This window comes from Rheinheimera sp. 1928-s (genome assembly GCF_029269265.1).
In the GTDB taxonomy this organism is placed as follows: Bacteria; Pseudomonadota; Gammaproteobacteria; order Enterobacterales; family Alteromonadaceae; genus Pararheinheimera.
Genome location: NZ_JARIXP010000001.1, coordinates 952,564 through 966,988 on the forward strand (window position 1 = coordinate 952,564; position 14,425 = coordinate 966,988).

The 14,425-nt window shown below is 44.1% G+C and carries 15 protein-coding genes; 8 read left to right on the top strand and 7 right to left on the bottom strand.

Going from position 1 to position 14,425, the window contains the following annotated elements; translation table 11 throughout:
• Positions 1–464 precede the first annotated feature (464 nt).
• Positions 465–2,750, top strand: coding sequence for an ATP-binding protein (locus tag P3C17_RS04180; protein WP_300928246.1), 2,286 nt, complete (start codon positions 465–467; stop codon positions 2,748–2,750).
• A 46-nt stretch (positions 2,751–2,796) separates the two neighbouring features.
• On the opposite strand, the gene arcA is transcribed toward P3C17_RS04180, so the two are convergent.
• Both arcA and P3C17_RS04190 read right to left on the bottom strand, forming a co-directional pair.
• Complete coding sequence (arcA, locus tag P3C17_RS04185; RefSeq protein WP_233079228.1) at positions 2,797–3,504, bottom strand: two-component system response regulator ArcA; 708 nt, start codon at positions 3,502–3,504, stop codon at positions 2,797–2,799.
• A 185-nt stretch (positions 3,505–3,689) separates the two neighbouring features.
• Positions 3,690–5,222 (bottom strand): HAMP domain-containing sensor histidine kinase, encoded by a 1,533-nt coding sequence (locus tag P3C17_RS04190; protein ID WP_300928247.1) that lies wholly within the window; start codon positions 5,220–5,222, stop codon positions 3,690–3,692.
• A 232-nt stretch (positions 5,223–5,454) separates the two neighbouring features.
• On the opposite strand from P3C17_RS04190, the gene P3C17_RS04195 reads away from it, so the two are divergent.
• Positions 5,455–5,853, top strand: a complete 399-nt coding sequence (locus tag P3C17_RS04195) for a DUF3293 domain-containing protein (RefSeq protein WP_300928248.1) — start codon at positions 5,455–5,457, stop codon at positions 5,851–5,853.
• A 6-nt stretch (positions 5,854–5,859) separates the two neighbouring features.
• Here the strand turns inward: P3C17_RS04195 and P3C17_RS04200 are convergent, their stop codons facing one another.
• From P3C17_RS04200 to trmB, 3 genes are read right to left on the bottom strand one after another with little or no spacing between them, the layout of a single operon-like run.
• Positions 5,860–6,153 carry a hypothetical protein gene (locus tag P3C17_RS04200; RefSeq protein ID WP_300928249.1) on the bottom strand — a complete coding sequence of 98 codons (294 nt, stop codon included), beginning with the start codon at positions 6,151–6,153 and terminating at the stop codon, positions 5,860–5,862.
• A gap of 12 nt (positions 6,154–6,165) precedes the next feature.
• Complete coding sequence (locus tag P3C17_RS04205; RefSeq protein WP_300928250.1) at positions 6,166–7,194, bottom strand: class I SAM-dependent methyltransferase; 1,029 nt, start codon at positions 7,192–7,194, stop codon at positions 6,166–6,168.
• A gap of 1 nt (position 7,195) precedes the next feature.
• A complete protein-coding gene (gene trmB / locus P3C17_RS04210) occupies positions 7,196–7,930 on the bottom strand; it encodes a tRNA (guanosine(46)-N7)-methyltransferase TrmB (RefSeq protein WP_300928251.1) in 735 nt (244 codons plus the stop codon).
• A 169-nt stretch (positions 7,931–8,099) separates the two neighbouring features.
• Between trmB and mutY the strand changes: the two genes are divergently transcribed.
• From mutY to rlmM, 6 genes are all read left to right on the top strand, one after another.
• The gene (gene mutY, locus P3C17_RS04215) at positions 8,100–9,125 is read left to right on the top strand and encodes an A/G-specific adenine glycosylase (RefSeq protein WP_300928252.1); all 1,026 of its coding nucleotides are present in this window, start codon (positions 8,100–8,102) and stop codon (positions 9,123–9,125) included.
• Between the two features lie 62 nt (positions 9,126–9,187).
• On the top strand, positions 9,188–9,460 hold the full coding sequence (locus P3C17_RS04220; protein ID WP_008900661.1) for an oxidative damage protection protein: 273 nt from the start codon (positions 9,188–9,190) through the stop codon (positions 9,458–9,460).
• A gap of 98 nt (positions 9,461–9,558) precedes the next feature.
• Positions 9,559–10,491 (top strand): transcriptional regulator GcvA, encoded by a 933-nt coding sequence (locus tag P3C17_RS04225; protein ID WP_300928253.1) that lies wholly within the window; start codon positions 9,559–9,561, stop codon positions 10,489–10,491.
• Positions 10,492–10,494: 3 nt separating this feature from the next.
• Positions 10,495–11,139: an alpha/beta fold hydrolase gene (locus P3C17_RS04230; RefSeq protein ID WP_300928254.1), complete on the top strand. Its 645-nt coding sequence runs from the start codon at positions 10,495–10,497 to the stop codon at positions 11,137–11,139.
• Positions 11,117–11,503 carry a hypothetical protein gene (locus tag P3C17_RS04235; protein ID WP_300928255.1) on the top strand — a complete coding sequence of 129 codons (387 nt, stop codon included), beginning with the start codon at positions 11,117–11,119 and terminating at the stop codon, positions 11,501–11,503. Before P3C17_RS04230 ends, P3C17_RS04235 begins: the two co-directional genes overlap by 23 nt.
• A 1-nt stretch (position 11,504) precedes the next feature.
• On the top strand, positions 11,505–12,575 hold the full coding sequence (gene rlmM / locus P3C17_RS04240; RefSeq protein WP_300928256.1) for a 23S rRNA (cytidine(2498)-2'-O)-methyltransferase RlmM: 1,071 nt from the start codon (positions 11,505–11,507) through the stop codon (positions 12,573–12,575).
• 58 nt (positions 12,576–12,633) lie between these two features.
• On the opposite strand, the gene P3C17_RS04245 is transcribed toward rlmM, so the two are convergent.
• Positions 12,634–13,278: a glutathione S-transferase family protein gene (locus P3C17_RS04245; protein ID WP_300928257.1), complete on the bottom strand. Its 645-nt coding sequence runs from the start codon at positions 13,276–13,278 to the stop codon at positions 12,634–12,636.
• A 128-nt stretch (positions 13,279–13,406) separates the two neighbouring features.
• Positions 13,407–14,414, bottom strand: coding sequence for an isocitrate dehydrogenase (locus P3C17_RS04250; protein ID WP_127021037.1), 1,008 nt, complete (start codon positions 14,412–14,414; stop codon positions 13,407–13,409).
• Positions 14,415–14,425 lie beyond the last annotated feature (11 nt).

Genomic DNA, 14,425 nt, shown 5'->3' on the forward strand with positions numbered 1-14,425 from the left:
ACCTGTTGCTTCATTACAGCACTGTCTGCTCTGGCAACCGGGTTGCAGAGTTATAGTCAGCAGGCTGTTAGTTGTTATGGTTTAGTTTTAAATAGCAAAACACCCAGCAGTGAGCTGGTGGTTTGGCTACTCGTTAAACCACTCCGACAGGTAGTAGGACGAGTAGTAATATGTTGAGAGCGAAACCGCTTTTTTAAGCATATTACTTTGCAGATGATTAAATTCAGATGGCTTTAAGATTTAACCGCTCTGTCATCTTCTGTCAATCATTCTTCGTTAGTAAAATCGATTTCTGGTTGAAAAATGCTCAACGCCTCAGATTTTTACCTGTTTTGGTTCAGCCGACAACAAAATTTAGCAGGACAAAAAGCTGCAGGATCTGGCAGACTTGCTGAACTAAAAGCAACAATACATCTCGGGTAGCTTACCCCTTGTTGTGAAGAATTTATTTTCAAAGGCAGATAATGCAGCAAAGTGTTCACCCGCTAGTCCGGCGTTTGGCTGGCTTCTTAAAGCAATGGGGCTGGTTACAGTGTTTTTGCCTGTGTTTTATTTTATTGCAGGCCTTAACCGGAGTCATTACAGGCTTATATAGCCTGTTGATCCACGATATGGTGCTTTGGTCCATGGTGTTGGGCGCTTTGCTGTTTTCCGCCTCCATAACACCAGCCTTTTTACTGAGTAGCTTTTATTTAGTTCGCCATCTGGATGAAGCGCTGTTTTATTTGCAGGATTCGATACGACAGGAAAAGCTGCTGAACCAGAATATGCAGGAAACCATTCGTCAGCTGAATTTTGAAATTGAAGAGCGGAAAAAAGCTTTCCAGGCCAAACGCCGTGCTGTAGACGAACTGCGCCGTGAAATTACTGAACGCCGCAAAACTCAGCAGGAGCTGGAAGAACAAAGTTTATTAATCCGCTCTATAGTCGACAGCTCTCCTGACTTATTTTATTACCGCGACGAAACCGGGCGTTTTGTCAGTTGCAATAAGATGTTTGAAGTCATAATGGGCAAATCGGCGAAAGAGCTGATAGGCCATTATCCGGCAGAACTATACGATGCTGAATCTACCCCTATAGCTATTCTGACCGATCAGGAAATCTCGGCCAGTCGGGTAGAGCTGACTTTAGATGTGGACTATCAGACCCCTGATGGCCGCATGTTATGGTTTGAAATGCGCAAAGTGCCGTTTTTTGATAAACAAGGCCGTTATATAGGTTTGCTTGGTTTTGGCCGGGATATTACCTCTCGTAAACTGGCTGAACAGGCGCTGGAAAAAGCTTATCAGGATAAAGGTAAATTTATTGCTACCTTAAGCCATGAACTGCGCACGCCGCTAAATGGCATAGTAGGATTAACCAGACGTTTACTGGAAAGTCCGTTGTCCACAGAGCAGCGCAGCTGGAGTAATACCATCTTCAGTAGTGCTGAGACTTTAGGTAATATTTTTAACGATATTATCGACTTGGATAAAATTGACCGGCAGGATTTAGATATTGTTTATCAGTCGGTGCAACTCAATGAATTTGTCCATGATATTTGCAATTTTGCCCATCTAATCTGTCAGCAAAAAGGCCTGTTGTTTATTGAACCTGAAGTTGTGCCAGGCCAGCTTTATGTTCGTCTGGATCCAACCCGAGTTCGGCAGGTGTTATGGAACTTAATTAATAATGCAGTGAAATTTACCGCTCGTGGTTCTGTGCAGTTGGATGTATCCATCACTACTGATAACCCGGCAGAGCTTTGTTTTAGTGTCACAGATACCGGCATAGGTATTGTTGAGGCTGAGCAGCAACGTATTTTTGATATGTACTATAAATCCAGCGACGGCAGGCGTTTAAGTATAGTGGGCTCTGGTATAGGTTTATCTGTGTCCCGGGCTTTAATCGAAGCTATGTCCGGTCAGATCAAACTGAAAAGCGAGCCTGGTCAGGGCAGTACTTTTACTATGCTTTTGCCGGCAGAACTTACTTGTGCTCCTGCTGCTGCGCCACAAATTGTGTATCCGGCTTTAACCATATTGCTGGTGGAAGACGTGCCTTTAAATGCTGAAATAGCCACTAACTTGCTGGAACAACGGGGTCATCAGGTGATCCTCGCTGAGACTGGCGAGGATGCGATGGCCTTACTGGAAACAGAGGACGATATAGATTTGGTGTTATTGGATATGCAGTTGCCGGATATGTCGGGTGATCAGGTTGCACGTTTTATCCGCTCTGAACCTGCTTTAGCCAGACTGCCAGTGGTGGTATTAAGTGCTAATGTGCGTAAAGCCGAGCAGCAGTTAAAGGATGTTCGGGTCGATGGTGCTTTGGCCAAACCTATTAATACCAATAAACTGGACCAGATTTTACATCAGCTGTTTGGCGCTCCTGCGCCTAAAGAGATCACAGCTGAAAAAGCCCATGAGCAGCAAATTCTTGATCAGCAAACTCTGGATGATTACCTGCAGTCTTTGGGTAAAAAGACCATGTTACGCAGTGTGCAGTTATTTACCCAATTGTTGCCAGGTTATATTAATAAAATGATGGAAACTGCAGTGCAGCAAGATGTCACTGAATTTCAGGAGGCGGCTCATAAGCTAAAAGGTGCCGCGGCTTCGGTCGGATTATTGTGGGTGCAACATCAGGCAAAATTACTGGAACAAAGTACAGAACTGCAAGGCATGGAAAAGCAGCTGATCAATTTCCATATAACAATAGAGCGGCACTTGGCCGCTCTAGAGGAGTATATCGAACAATCTGTTTAACCCGTCAGCATCCTATTGGAATTATAGAAGGACAGGTTGTACAGGATTATTTTTCTAGTTTGCCTACGAAGCGGTAACCTTCACCGTGAATGGTGCTGATCAGCTCTGGGCTTTCTACGTCGGACTCAAAATGCTTACGAATACGGCGAATAGTGACATCCACAGTTCTGTCGTTAGCTCTGAGTTCGCGGCCTGTCATATGACGGATCAGTTGTTCACGAGTGAAAATTTTACCCGGACTGTCCAGCATCAAACGTAAAGCACGATATTCACCTTTAGGTAAACGGCGTGACACACCTTCAGGTGACGTCAGGTTACGGCTGTTTTCATCCAATACCCACCCATTAAATTTCACCACACTTTTATGCTCTTCCACTACAGGTTGAGATACGGTGCGGTTTAACAGGTTGCGGGCACGGATAGTCAGTTCACGTGGGTTAAAAGGTTTGGTCAGGTAATCGTCTGCACCAATTTCCAGACCTAAAATGCGATCGACTTCACTGTCACGTCCGGTCAGGAAAATCAGACCTACGTTTTCTTTCTGGCGTAATTCACGAGCCAAAATCAGGCCGTTTTTGCCAGGCAGATTGATATCCATAACAATCAAATTGACTTTGTGTTCAGACAGTTTCTGGTTCATTTCTTCACCATTCACTGCTTCAACCACATCATAGCCTTCGCCTTCAAACAGGCTGACCAGATTCAGTCGTGTTACTTCTTCATCTTCAACAATCAGAATAACAGGGGTCTGCATTATGCTTAAACCTTATGTGAACTTAATTAAGTATTTGATTTGTATCTTTTTAGAAAGAGAGTGACCTATGGTCATTGTCTGAGCAATTATATAGACCACAGATTTTGTTAACAAGTTTATTTGTTAACAATTAGCCTAAGCTAATTTAATTAGTTGAAAAATATGTTGTTGTTCAGGTAGTTATCTTATTTAGGGATCACCGGAAAGTCGATTTGAATGTCGATGCCATGATCCAAAGAACTTTCTAGCTGAATTTTACCGTTTAGAGCCTGAGTCACCAGATTATAGACTAAATGCATACCCAGACCGCTGCCACCTTCACCCCTTTTGGTTGTGACAAAAGGATCGAAAATGCGTTTTTTAATATTCTCCGGCACACCGGCACCGTTATCCTGATAATGCAGGTAACAACGACTATTGGCCAGAGTCACACTAATGGTCATAGTGCCTTGTTCTTTATTTTCAAAGGCGTGGATCAGGCTGTTCATAATAAGATTAATCAGGATCTGGCTGATAGGGCCTGGTTTACTTTCCAGTTCTAAACTTTCATCACAATTTAGTATCACCTGATGCTGAGTTTTTTTCAGGTTAGGCCGCAGTGACAGCAGGACTTCATTCAGCAACTGGTGCATATTGAAGTATCTTCTGTTGTCGTTGGATTGGTCCACTGCCACTTGTTTGAAGCTACGGATCAGGTTAGCAGCACGTTCAAGATTACGGTAAATAATGCCAAGGTTTTCAGCGCTGTCGCTAAGAAATTTGGCTAACTGACTGGAGGTTAACTTCTTATCATCAAAAGCTTTTTGTATTTCTGCCAGCTTGTCCTGCATTAAAGTTGAAGCTGTCACCCCAAGCCCTATAGGCGTATTTACTTCATGCGCCACCCCAGCCACCATCTGACCTAAACTGGCCATTTTTTCAGTTTCAACAATTTGATTCTGATATTGGTGCAAGGTCGATAAGGTGTTCAGTAAATCCTGATTAGAGGTTTTCAAAGCCAGGGTTCTGTCACTGATTTTTTGTTCCAAATCCTGGTTAAGCTGGCGTATTTCACTTTCGGCGCTGCGCAGTTTAGTCATTTGCTGTTCAGTTCTGTCCAGCATAGTGTTGATTGCCCGGCCCAGGTTATGAAATTCTACTATCTCCATAGTGGGCACACGGATTTGATAATCTTTTTCTTTAGAAATTTTTTGTACTAAAGCCAGCAAGCTGTAAAGCGGTTTGGTAAAACGACGTTGTAATCTGTTGGCGATAATAAAAGCACCTATCAAGGAGCAGAGCGCAATTAATATGTCGAATAACACCCGGTTTTGCACATAACGGCTCAGTTCATCCAGACTGGCGCGTATATAGACATAACCTATTAATTTACCGCCAGATTCAATTTTTTTAGTCAGCTCCATTACCCCATCCCCTATGGTGGCATTTTGGTACTGTTCTACTTTGTTGAACTGAGTAGGATAGGGGCCAACATCTCTTCTGTTGTAACTGGCAAAAAAGCTCAGCTCGCCGTTTTCCTGAACTTTATAAATATGAATATTATGCAGACGGGATTCGGCAGTAAAAGACGCTATACGTTTGTCTTCAATTTCTGAATCATCTGTTTCGATAGAACCTACGGCGTTAAAGGCAATAATGGCGGCGTAAGAGTGAAGTTGTTCAGACAGGTTTTTCTTTTCAGCTTTAACATCTTGTAAGGTGGCAATGGTCAGGGACACACACAGAGTTATGCTGCAAATCAGCATGACAACCCATATTAGTGCGCTTTTGATTGAACTCGCTTTTAACGCTGGACCCATTAATCCTTCCGCCATCCGTCAATCTGTTATCAAAGCTATAATATTGAAGTTACACGCATTTGCAAACTTTCACCAGTAACTGCAGCTAATCCCCTGACAAAAAATAAAAACAGGTTTATAGTGATTGCACTTGTGGCGATGAGATAAAACCATGGACTTATGGGATAACTACAAAACGAGTGTTTTTTTGTGCCATCAACCCCTTGGCGATCAAATTAACTTTGCTATTATCAGTGCCCAAAACCCTTGTGGCCATGTACAAAACCCTTCCAGAAATTTATTGCTTGATAATCACTTTGCCAACACCCTCGACAGCATGAATGTGCCTTACCGTGAGATAGTCGGTTGTTCACCGGATTTAAGTTTTCAGGAAAAAAGCTGGGCTGTGCTTTGTGATAAATCCAAAGCTATTAAGCTGGCTATTATGTTTGAACAACATGCTATTTATTGGGTTGAGCAGGGTAAGTTATTTCTGGTACCGGCGCTGTTGCAACAAGCCGAAGAGTATTTGGGTGAGTTTAATCCACGACAAATTGTATTGAGCCAGTAGGCAGAGTCAGTCTCTTAATACTTGCAGGATCGGCTCAATTTTCTGACCTAAAGCGTATTCCAGCTTCAGGCGTTTCAGCTTTTGTTTATGAGCTTCATCTTCGTCGGCTGGCACCGTCAGGAACTCTTTAAAATCTGCTGCGCAAATACATAACATGCCGGGTTTTGTCATGTTCTCCAGTTGGCCAAGACGATAGATCTGATGAGGACAAGCTTGTGTTCTTTCCGGCGACTGAATACAGTTCGCCAAAGCGCCAGTATTGAAGGTTAATCCAGCCAGAACAACAAAAACCAGTCTCATCAGCAGATCCTTTTATTTGCGGTCTTTTTTACAATAATAAATCACAAAACCATCGCGGCGACCAAGCTCTTTTACCTGACCAAAGATTTCTGTCAACTGAGCCACATAAGGTAAATGCACGTTTGCTACTAAAGTCAGAGTGCCACCTGGCTTTAACTCATTAAAAGCATCCCGGAAAAACTGCTCACTGATATGATAGTCCGTTTTTAAACCTGTGTGGAAAGGTGGGTTACTGACAATATGGTCATAAGCCGCACTGCGTGACGGAATGCCATCTGCTGCTATGGCTTCGCCCGGCAGTTTATTCGCCTTTAACGTAGCAGCTGTGGAGCTGACTGCCAAAGTACTGATATCTGAAGCTGTTAGTTTGATTTCCGGATGTCTTTTCACTAAAAAGGCTCCGATAAAACCTGCACCACAAGCAAAATCCAGTACTTTACCTTGCTGAATATGGCCTAAATGTTCCAGCAGTAAGTTAGTGCCTAAATCCAGTTTGCCGTGGTTAAACACGCCAGGCAGAGAGCAAAGACTTAAGCTGATCCCCGCTTTTTCGATACTGAACTGATGAAACTCTGCAGTTTTGAGCTCACTTTGTAACAAACCATCCAGCTCAAACCATAAACAGTGTTTGGCATTGTCATGCTTAAAGGCTTTTAACCCCAGCTTTTCAGCCTGATTACCTAAGCTTTTAATACCACCTTTGTTATCGCCGACCAGATAGATTTCGGTTTTGTCGTTCAGTACTGTTTTAATTTGGGCTAAAGAGCTTTGCAGCTGATCTTTGCTTTTTGGGTAAAACAGTACCACCCGGTCCACAGTTAAATCAGCTGGCAAGGCATCACCCAAATAACAAGGGCTTTTGCTTTGCTGCTGCCAGTTATTGGCAACAGCAATGTTTGAGGTCAAACAAAACAGCTCCAGCTCTGGCGCTTTTTGTTTTAATTCAGCGGCCAGACGGTCGGCCATAGGTTCTACCAGCAGCACTTTGCCTGATAAAAAATCAATATTGCGCAGCAGCAGCTGACTGGTATTGTCCAACATATTAACTTTCCTTCCTGAACATCAGATCCCAAACGCCATGGCCTAAATTAACACCACGGTTTTCGAATTTTGTCAGTGGTCGATGTTCAGGGCGTGGCACGTAGTCATTGGTTTCTGACAGGTTGCTGTAACCTTCGGCAACTTTCATCACTTCCAGCATATGTTCAGCATAGTTTTCCCAGTCAGTTGCCATATGAAATACACCACCGACTTTTAACTTACGGCGTAATAACTGGGCAAACTCGGCCTGAACAATACGTCTTTTATGGTGACGTTTTTTATGCCATGGATCAGGGAAAAACAGCTGCACTGTACTTAAGCTGTTGTCTGCAATGGAGTCGTTTAAAATTTCGATAGCATCGTGTTCAAATACCCGCAGGTTTTTTACGCCTTCAGTTTCGGCTTCACCTAAACAAGCACCAACGCCTGGTTTATGTACTTCGATACCAATAAAGTCTTTATCTGGCGCAGCTTTAGCCATTTGCACCAAAGATTTGCCCATACCAAAACCAATTTCCAGTACTAAGTCGGCTTCACGGCCAAACACGGCTGTCATATCGTAAGGCGTGGCCTGATACTCAAGACCCATAGTTGGCCAGAATAAATCTAAACTGCGCTGTTGGCCTTTGGTCAGACGACCTTCCCTTAAAACAAAGCTACGAATACGGCGCAGGTATTTGTTTTCCTGAAGCTCATCGTTCTGTGGCTCTGTGTTTGGTTGTTCTGGGTGGGTCATCTTGGTCTCCAAAAAATGTGATGCAGCCTGTGTTTATAGCGCTGCGAATGCGGCGCACATTATCCTTGTTCTGCCGCCAATGCTCAACCGCTAATCTTGATTCAACAAAAACAGCAAAAATGCTAGGCTATGTATCGTTTTGAATCATTGAGCCTGAGTAGTGATAGCTGTGCTGACTTCTGAGTATTTAACTTGCCCTGATCTTTTTGCCGATACTGTTGTCGACTGGCAAAAAACCGATGGCCGTAATGCCTTGCCATGGCAACAAGACCCAAGCCCTTACCGGGTTATGGTCAGCGAGCTGATGTTGCAGCAAACTCAGGTCACTACAGTGATCCCTTATTTTCAGCGCTGGATGCAAAAGCTGCCTGATATTCATGCCTTAGCAGCTGCAGATACCGACACTGTGATGGCGTTATGGCAGGGGTTAGGTTATTACGCCAGAGCCCGTAATTTGCATAAAGCCGCTAAATACATAGTGCATGATTTAGGTGAGTTTCCTTTTGAATTAAATGACTTATTAACCATTCCCGGTATAGGTCGTTACACAGCTGGGGCTATCCGCTCTTTTGCTTATGATGCTTATGGCCCGATAGTGGATGGCAATGTCAGGCGTTTATTCTGCCGTTTATTTGGTATTGAAGGTGTGCCAACCACTTCTGCAGTGGATAAAAAGTTGTGGGCTTTGGCCGATTTGCTAACGCCAAAACAAAACAACAGACGTTTTGCTCAGGCCTTGCTGGACTTAGGCGCAACTGTCTGCAAACCCAAGCAGGCGGATTGTTTAAGTTGCCCGCTTCAAACTCAGTGTCTGGCTTTTAATACAGGCCGGGTAACAGAATTACCAACAGCTAAACCTAAAAAGACCACCCCAACCAAAGTAGGGCATTTTTTGTGGATAGAGCAAGGTGATAAGCTGTTGCTGCAAAAAAGACCGGACTCCGGCATCTGGGCTGATTTATGGTCTTTACCCCAGGTAGATGAAACAGCGGAAGCTTTGCAACAAGCCAAACTACAGGGACAGTTTCAGCATGTGTTTTCGCATTACAAGCTAGATGCTTCGGTCTGGCATCCAATGTCTGGTGTATCCGAGCCTGCAGGCAGCAGCTGGTATAACAAAGAGCAAGTGATGGAGATTGGTTTACCTGCTCCTATTCGTAGCTGGATTGAAAAGAACTGGCTGAATAAAAGCTAACTGCTTGCGATGAAGTCGTTTACAATATCGGCCTTTTTAAAAGCTAAGCATTGAGGTGAATAATGTCCCGTCAGGTATTTTGTGTTTATTTGCAAAAAGAAGCAGCAGGTTTAGATTTTCAGCTGTACCCGGGTGAGCTTGGCAAAAAAATCTTCGACAGTATCAGCAAAGAAGCCTGGGCTTTATGGCAATCGAAACAAATTATGCTTATCAATGAAAAAAAGCTGAATATGATGAATCTGGAACACCGCAAATTGCTGGAAGAACAGATGCAGCAATTTTTATTTGAAGGCAAAGAAGTTCAGATCGAAGGTTACGTTCCTAAAGCTAAATAATTCCTGTTAATCTCGAAGGCGTGGCTGGTTTAAAGTTGCGCCTTTCTTTATAATTCGCATTAGAAAAATTAATTCTATTTTACCTAAGGCTGCAAGCTATGGCTCGGCGCTTACCCCCTCTTAATGCGTTAAAGGCTTTTGAAACTGCGGCCCGTCATCTTAGTTTTACTAAAGCGGCAGAAGAGATGTTTGTTACTCAGGCTGCTATTAGTCATCAGATCAAAGCCCTGGAAGATCATTTAGGTTTAAAGCTGTTTATGCGGAAAAACCGCTCTTTGCTTTTAACCGAAGAAGGCCAGAGCTACTTTTTAGATATTAAAGAAATTTTCCTGCAGCTGCATGAAGCCACAGAAAAGTTATTAGCCCGCGGTGCTAAAGGTTCCTTAACCGTCAGTTTACAGCCAAGTTTTGCGATTCAGTGGTTGGTGCCACGTTTAAGTTTATTCAGCGAAGAACACTCCGACATAGACGTGCGGATTAAAGCCGTTGACTCAGACGAAGGCTCATTAACAGACGACGTAGACGTGGCTATTTATTATGGCCGCGGCAGTTGGCGGAATTTGCATGCTGACAAATTGCATACCGAATACTTGCTGCCGGTTTGTTCGCCATTGTTGTTAAACGGCAGCAAGCCATTAAAAGATGTAGCGGATTTACGCCATCATACGTTGCTGCACGATGGTTCACGTCAGGCCTGGAAAGACTGGTTTGTCAGTCAGGGTTTTAAAAACTTTAATGTGAATCAGGGACCAATTTTTTCGCATACGGCTATGGTATTACAGGCGGCTATTCATGGTCAGGGTGTGGCATTGGCGCATAACGTGCTGGCAAGGCCTGATATTAATTCAGGCCGCTTAATAGTGCCGTTTCACCATGTATTGCTGAGCAAAGACTCACATTATCTGGTGTGCCGTGAAAACCAGACTGAACTTGGCAAAATTGTCGCGTTCAGGCAGTGGATGGCGAAACAAGTAGAGCTGGATCAGCAGGACTTTGCTGAGCAACATTTTAATAATTCAACACCGGATTAATAAATGCCAGAGCAATTAGCCCAGAGTGTTCTTGTTAGAGCCCCAAAGCCTGTCGCCAGATTGCTGTTATCTCATGGCGCTGGTGCTCCGGTGCAATCGGAGTTCTGCCAGTTTTTAGCGCAGCAACTGGCAAATCAAGGTATTGAAGTCTGGGGGTTTAACTTTGTTTATATGCAAAAGACCCTTACTGGCAAAAGGCAGCTGCCAGCTAAAATGCCGGTATTAATGGCTGAACTTTTAGAGCAAATAAGCCAAATGCCGACAGATTTACCTTTGGTTATTGCGGGTAAGTCGATGGGCGGCAGGGTTGCCACTCTGCTTGCTGCATCTGATTTGTTACCTGAGCAAGTGAAAGCAGTGATAGCTTTTGGTTATCCTTTTCACCCGCCGAAAAAAGATAGTTGGCGAACAGCGCATTTTGCCGATTTAAAAAGGCCTGTATTGGTGTTGCAAGGGGAAAGAGACCCTTTTGGCAGCCTTCAGGAACTGGCTGGTAAAGGCTGGCCTTTGATAGATATAAGGTGGCTGGAAACTGGCGATCATGATTTTTCGCCGCTGAAGAAATCAGGTTTTAGCCAACAGCAGCTTATTGAACAAGCCTCTTTGCTAAGCAGGAGCTTTATTAATGAATGTATTCTGGAAAATTAACAGCAGCTTAGCGGCCTTTTATGGTGCCGTCACTGTAGGTTCAGCTGCTGCTTTAATGCATTTATGGCGTGGCACTATAGCTACAGAACAACTGGCTGTGCTTTTAAGCGCAGGTTTTATTTTAGCTTTTCATGTTGTGGCTTTATTGGCTTTATCTGCCTTTGACAAGCTGCAACAACAAAGCCCATGGCTAAGCCGTATTGCAGTAACTGCGATGCAAATTGGGCTTTGGTTATTTGTTTATACTCTGGTGGCTGGTGTATTTAAGCTGCCTTTACATTTTTCAGCATTGGCGCCTTTAGGTGGCCAGTTGCTTATTTTAAGCTGGCTGGCTTTGGCCATCAGCCCTTGGATCAGGAAATAACATGAAGCAACTTTTGCTGTACTGCCGTTCAGGTTTTGAAAAAGAATGTGCTGGCGAAATTCAGGATAAAGCAGCGCAGGAAGAGGTGTTTGGTTTTTGCAAACTGACCAAAGACGCAGCTTTTGTCATTTTTGAAGCCTACGACAGTGAGGCGTTAGCTGCCTTTTACCGTGACTACGACTTTACTAATTTTATCTTTGCCCGCCAGTGGTTTTTATTGGTGGAAGATATGCTGCAACTGGATCCGGCCGACCGTATTACTACAGTGGTCGAATCGGCAATAGCTGCTGAATTATCTGCTTTTGGTGAGCTTCGGGTCGAATACCCTGAAACCAACGACGGCAAAACTTTATCTACTTTGGCCCGTAAACTGACAGTGCCTTTGCGCCAGTCATTACGTAAAGCAGGCGTATTGCTGCAAAAAGAAAACTCCCGCGCCCCAGTACTGCATTTGTTTATGCAAAGTGGCAGCAGCGCTTATTTAGGTATTTCTTACCCTGAAAACAACAGCCCGCTGGAAAACGGCATTATGCGGCTGAAGTTTCCATCTGATGCACCTAGTCGTAGCACATTAAAACTGGAAGAAGCTTTTATTCAGTTTATTCCAAAAGACGAATGGGAAAAGCGTTTAACTTCAGGTATGAGAGCTGTGGACTTAGGCGCTTGCCCTGGTGGCTGGACTTATCAGTTGGTTAAACGCAGCATGATGGTAACAGCCATCGACAACGGCATGATGGCGCAATCTTTAATGGATACAGGCCAGGTAAAACATTTTCAGGTCGACGGTTTTAAATTCAGCCCGGACAAACGTAACGTGTACTGGCTGGTCTGCGACATGATTGAAAAACCACAACGTGTTGGCAAGCTGGTCTGTGACTGGCTGATCAATGACTGGTGTCAGGAAAGTATTTTTAACCTGAAACTACCTATGAAAAAACGCTACGAAACTGTGGTTGAAGTGCTGGATATGATGCAGCATAACTTCAACGAAGCAGGGCTGGACGTCGAAATTCAAGCCAAGCACTTGTACCACGACCGCGAGGAAGTGACAGTGCATGTGAGGAAGTTTTAACGCTGCTTAAACAAAGAGGGCAGGGATAAACCCTGCCCCTTAAATATCAGATATCCCATCAAACATAAGGCTTAACCAGCCCATCATAATCCATCACTTTTTGTACTGCAGGGCGGGCTAATACCTTTTGTACCCAGAGCGCTATAAAAGGGAAATCGCGGGCTTTTTTATCGTCAAAATGTCGGGTCCAGCGGCATAACATCATGGCGTAAATATCTATTAGTGTGAACTCTTCGCCTAAAAACCATGGGCTGCAGTGGCTGGCTAAATGTTTATCCATTTGTTCCAGTAGGCTTTGGGCTTTTAGCTCTGCATGACGTTTTACATCTGCTGCATTTTGCTCTGAACTCACCCAGCGATCCGCATAAAAATACACCACTAAAGTGCTTTGTAAGGTGGCAGATAACCAAATCAGCCATTTGTAAGCTTCAGCGCGTTGAAGAGTACCGGGGGCTGGGAATAAGTTCTTTTCTGGATGGCTATCGACTAAATGCAGGCAAATGGCAGCAGTTTCAAAAATAGCCTGACCACGGTCCACTAAAGTTGGAATAGTACCGTTAGGGTTTAACGCAAGATAGTCAGCTCTTTTATGTGAGCCTGTTGCTGTGTCTGTTAATAGCAGCTCGTAAGGAACAGCCAGTTCTTCCAGCAGAATATGCGGCGCCATACTGGCGGTGCTTGGTGAATAATACAGTTGGAACATCGATACTCTCCCTGAAATCAAAACTTATCAGAGCATAGTATTGTGAAGCGCAGATGATGGCAAAAAAATGGGGTCAGATCACATTATTCGCCAAACGAATAATGTGATCTGACCCCATTTTCAGTATATTACAAACGTTCCAGCATGGCTGCTGTAAAGTCTGTAGTGCCGTGGCTGCCACCTAAGTCGCGGGTGGTGCGGTCACCTGATGCAATCACATCAGTTAAAGCGGCCAGAATTTTTTCTGCTTTATCTTTCATGCCCAAATATTCCAGCATTTGGATAGAAGCTAAAATCACTGAGCTTGGGTTTGCCAGGTTTTTGCCTGCAATGTCCGGCGCGCTGCCGTGTACTGCTTCAAAAATAGCGCAGTCTTTGCCGATATTGGCACCTGGTGCCATACCTAAACCACCGACTAAACCAGCACATAAATCAGATAAAATATCGCCAAACAGGTTGGTTGTGACTATCACATCAAACTGTTGTGGGTTCATCACCAACTGCATACAAGCGTTATCAACGATCATCTCGCTGGCCTGAATATCAGGGTAACGCAAAGCTACTTCACGGGCAGTTTTTAAGAACAGGCCAGAGGTAGATTTCAGGATGTTGGCTTTGTGAACAATAGTCACTTTTTTACGGTTTTCGCGGCGAGCCAGTTCAAAGGCGAACTCAACAATACGTTCAGAACCTTCACGGGTCACTACGCTCATGGCTTCTGCCAGCTCGCCTTCGTTTTTCACGATTTGGCCAGCACCTGAGTACATACCTTCAGTATTTTCACGTACTGTAATGATGTCGATATTTTCGTAACGGGCTTTAGTGCCTTTGAAAGAAATTACCGGACGTACGTTCGAGTACAGGTTGAATTTTTTACGTAAAGTTACGTTGATAGAGGTGAAACCTTCACCTACAGGCGTAGTGAGCGGGCCTTTTAGGGTGATTTTGTTACGGGCAATCGCATCAAGGGTGGTTTGAGGCAGCAACTCGCCAGTAGTTTCTAACGCAGTTAAGCCAGCTTCAACATATTCGTAGTTAAAGTTACAGCCTACTTTATCCAGAACCTGGATAGCGGCTTCTACTATGCTTGGACCTATGCCATCACCTTTGATGACCGTAATAGTTTGTGAACTCATAACGTTCCTTT

What these genes read in the sequence shown, in the direction of transcription:
- P3C17_RS04180 (WP_300928246.1), top strand. Translation starts at nt 465, where the DNA reads ATGCAGCAAAGTGTTCACCCGCTAGTCCGGCGTTTGGCTGGCTTCTTA.
- arcA (WP_233079228.1), bottom strand. Translation starts at nt 3,504, where the DNA reads ATGCAGACCCCTGTTATTCTGATTGTTGAAGATGAAGAAGTAACACGA.
- P3C17_RS04195 (WP_300928248.1), top strand. Translation starts at nt 5,455, where the DNA reads ATGGACTTATGGGATAACTACAAAACGAGTGTTTTTTTGTGCCATCAA.
- P3C17_RS04200 (WP_300928249.1), bottom strand. Translation starts at nt 6,153, where the DNA reads ATGAGACTGGTTTTTGTTGTTCTGGCTGGATTAACCTTCAATACTGGC.
- P3C17_RS04205 (WP_300928250.1), bottom strand. Translation starts at nt 7,194, where the DNA reads ATGTTGGACAATACCAGTCAGCTGCTGCTGCGCAATATTGATTTTTTA.
- trmB (WP_300928251.1), bottom strand. Translation starts at nt 7,930, where the DNA reads ATGACCCACCCAGAACAACCAAACACAGAGCCACAGAACGATGAGCTT.
- P3C17_RS04220 (WP_008900661.1), top strand. Translation starts at nt 9,188, where the DNA reads ATGTCCCGTCAGGTATTTTGTGTTTATTTGCAAAAAGAAGCAGCAGGT.
- P3C17_RS04225 (WP_300928253.1), top strand. Translation starts at nt 9,559, where the DNA reads ATGGCTCGGCGCTTACCCCCTCTTAATGCGTTAAAGGCTTTTGAAACT.
- P3C17_RS04230 (WP_300928254.1), top strand. Translation starts at nt 10,495, where the DNA reads ATGCCAGAGCAATTAGCCCAGAGTGTTCTTGTTAGAGCCCCAAAGCCT.
- P3C17_RS04235 (WP_300928255.1), top strand. Translation starts at nt 11,117, where the DNA reads ATGAATGTATTCTGGAAAATTAACAGCAGCTTAGCGGCCTTTTATGGT.
- rlmM (WP_300928256.1), top strand. Translation starts at nt 11,505, where the DNA reads ATGAAGCAACTTTTGCTGTACTGCCGTTCAGGTTTTGAAAAAGAATGT.
- P3C17_RS04245 (WP_300928257.1), bottom strand. Translation starts at nt 13,278, where the DNA reads ATGTTCCAACTGTATTATTCACCAAGCACCGCCAGTATGGCGCCGCAT.
- P3C17_RS04250 (WP_127021037.1), bottom strand. Translation starts at nt 14,414, where the DNA reads ATGAGTTCACAAACTATTACGGTCATCAAAGGTGATGGCATAGGTCCA.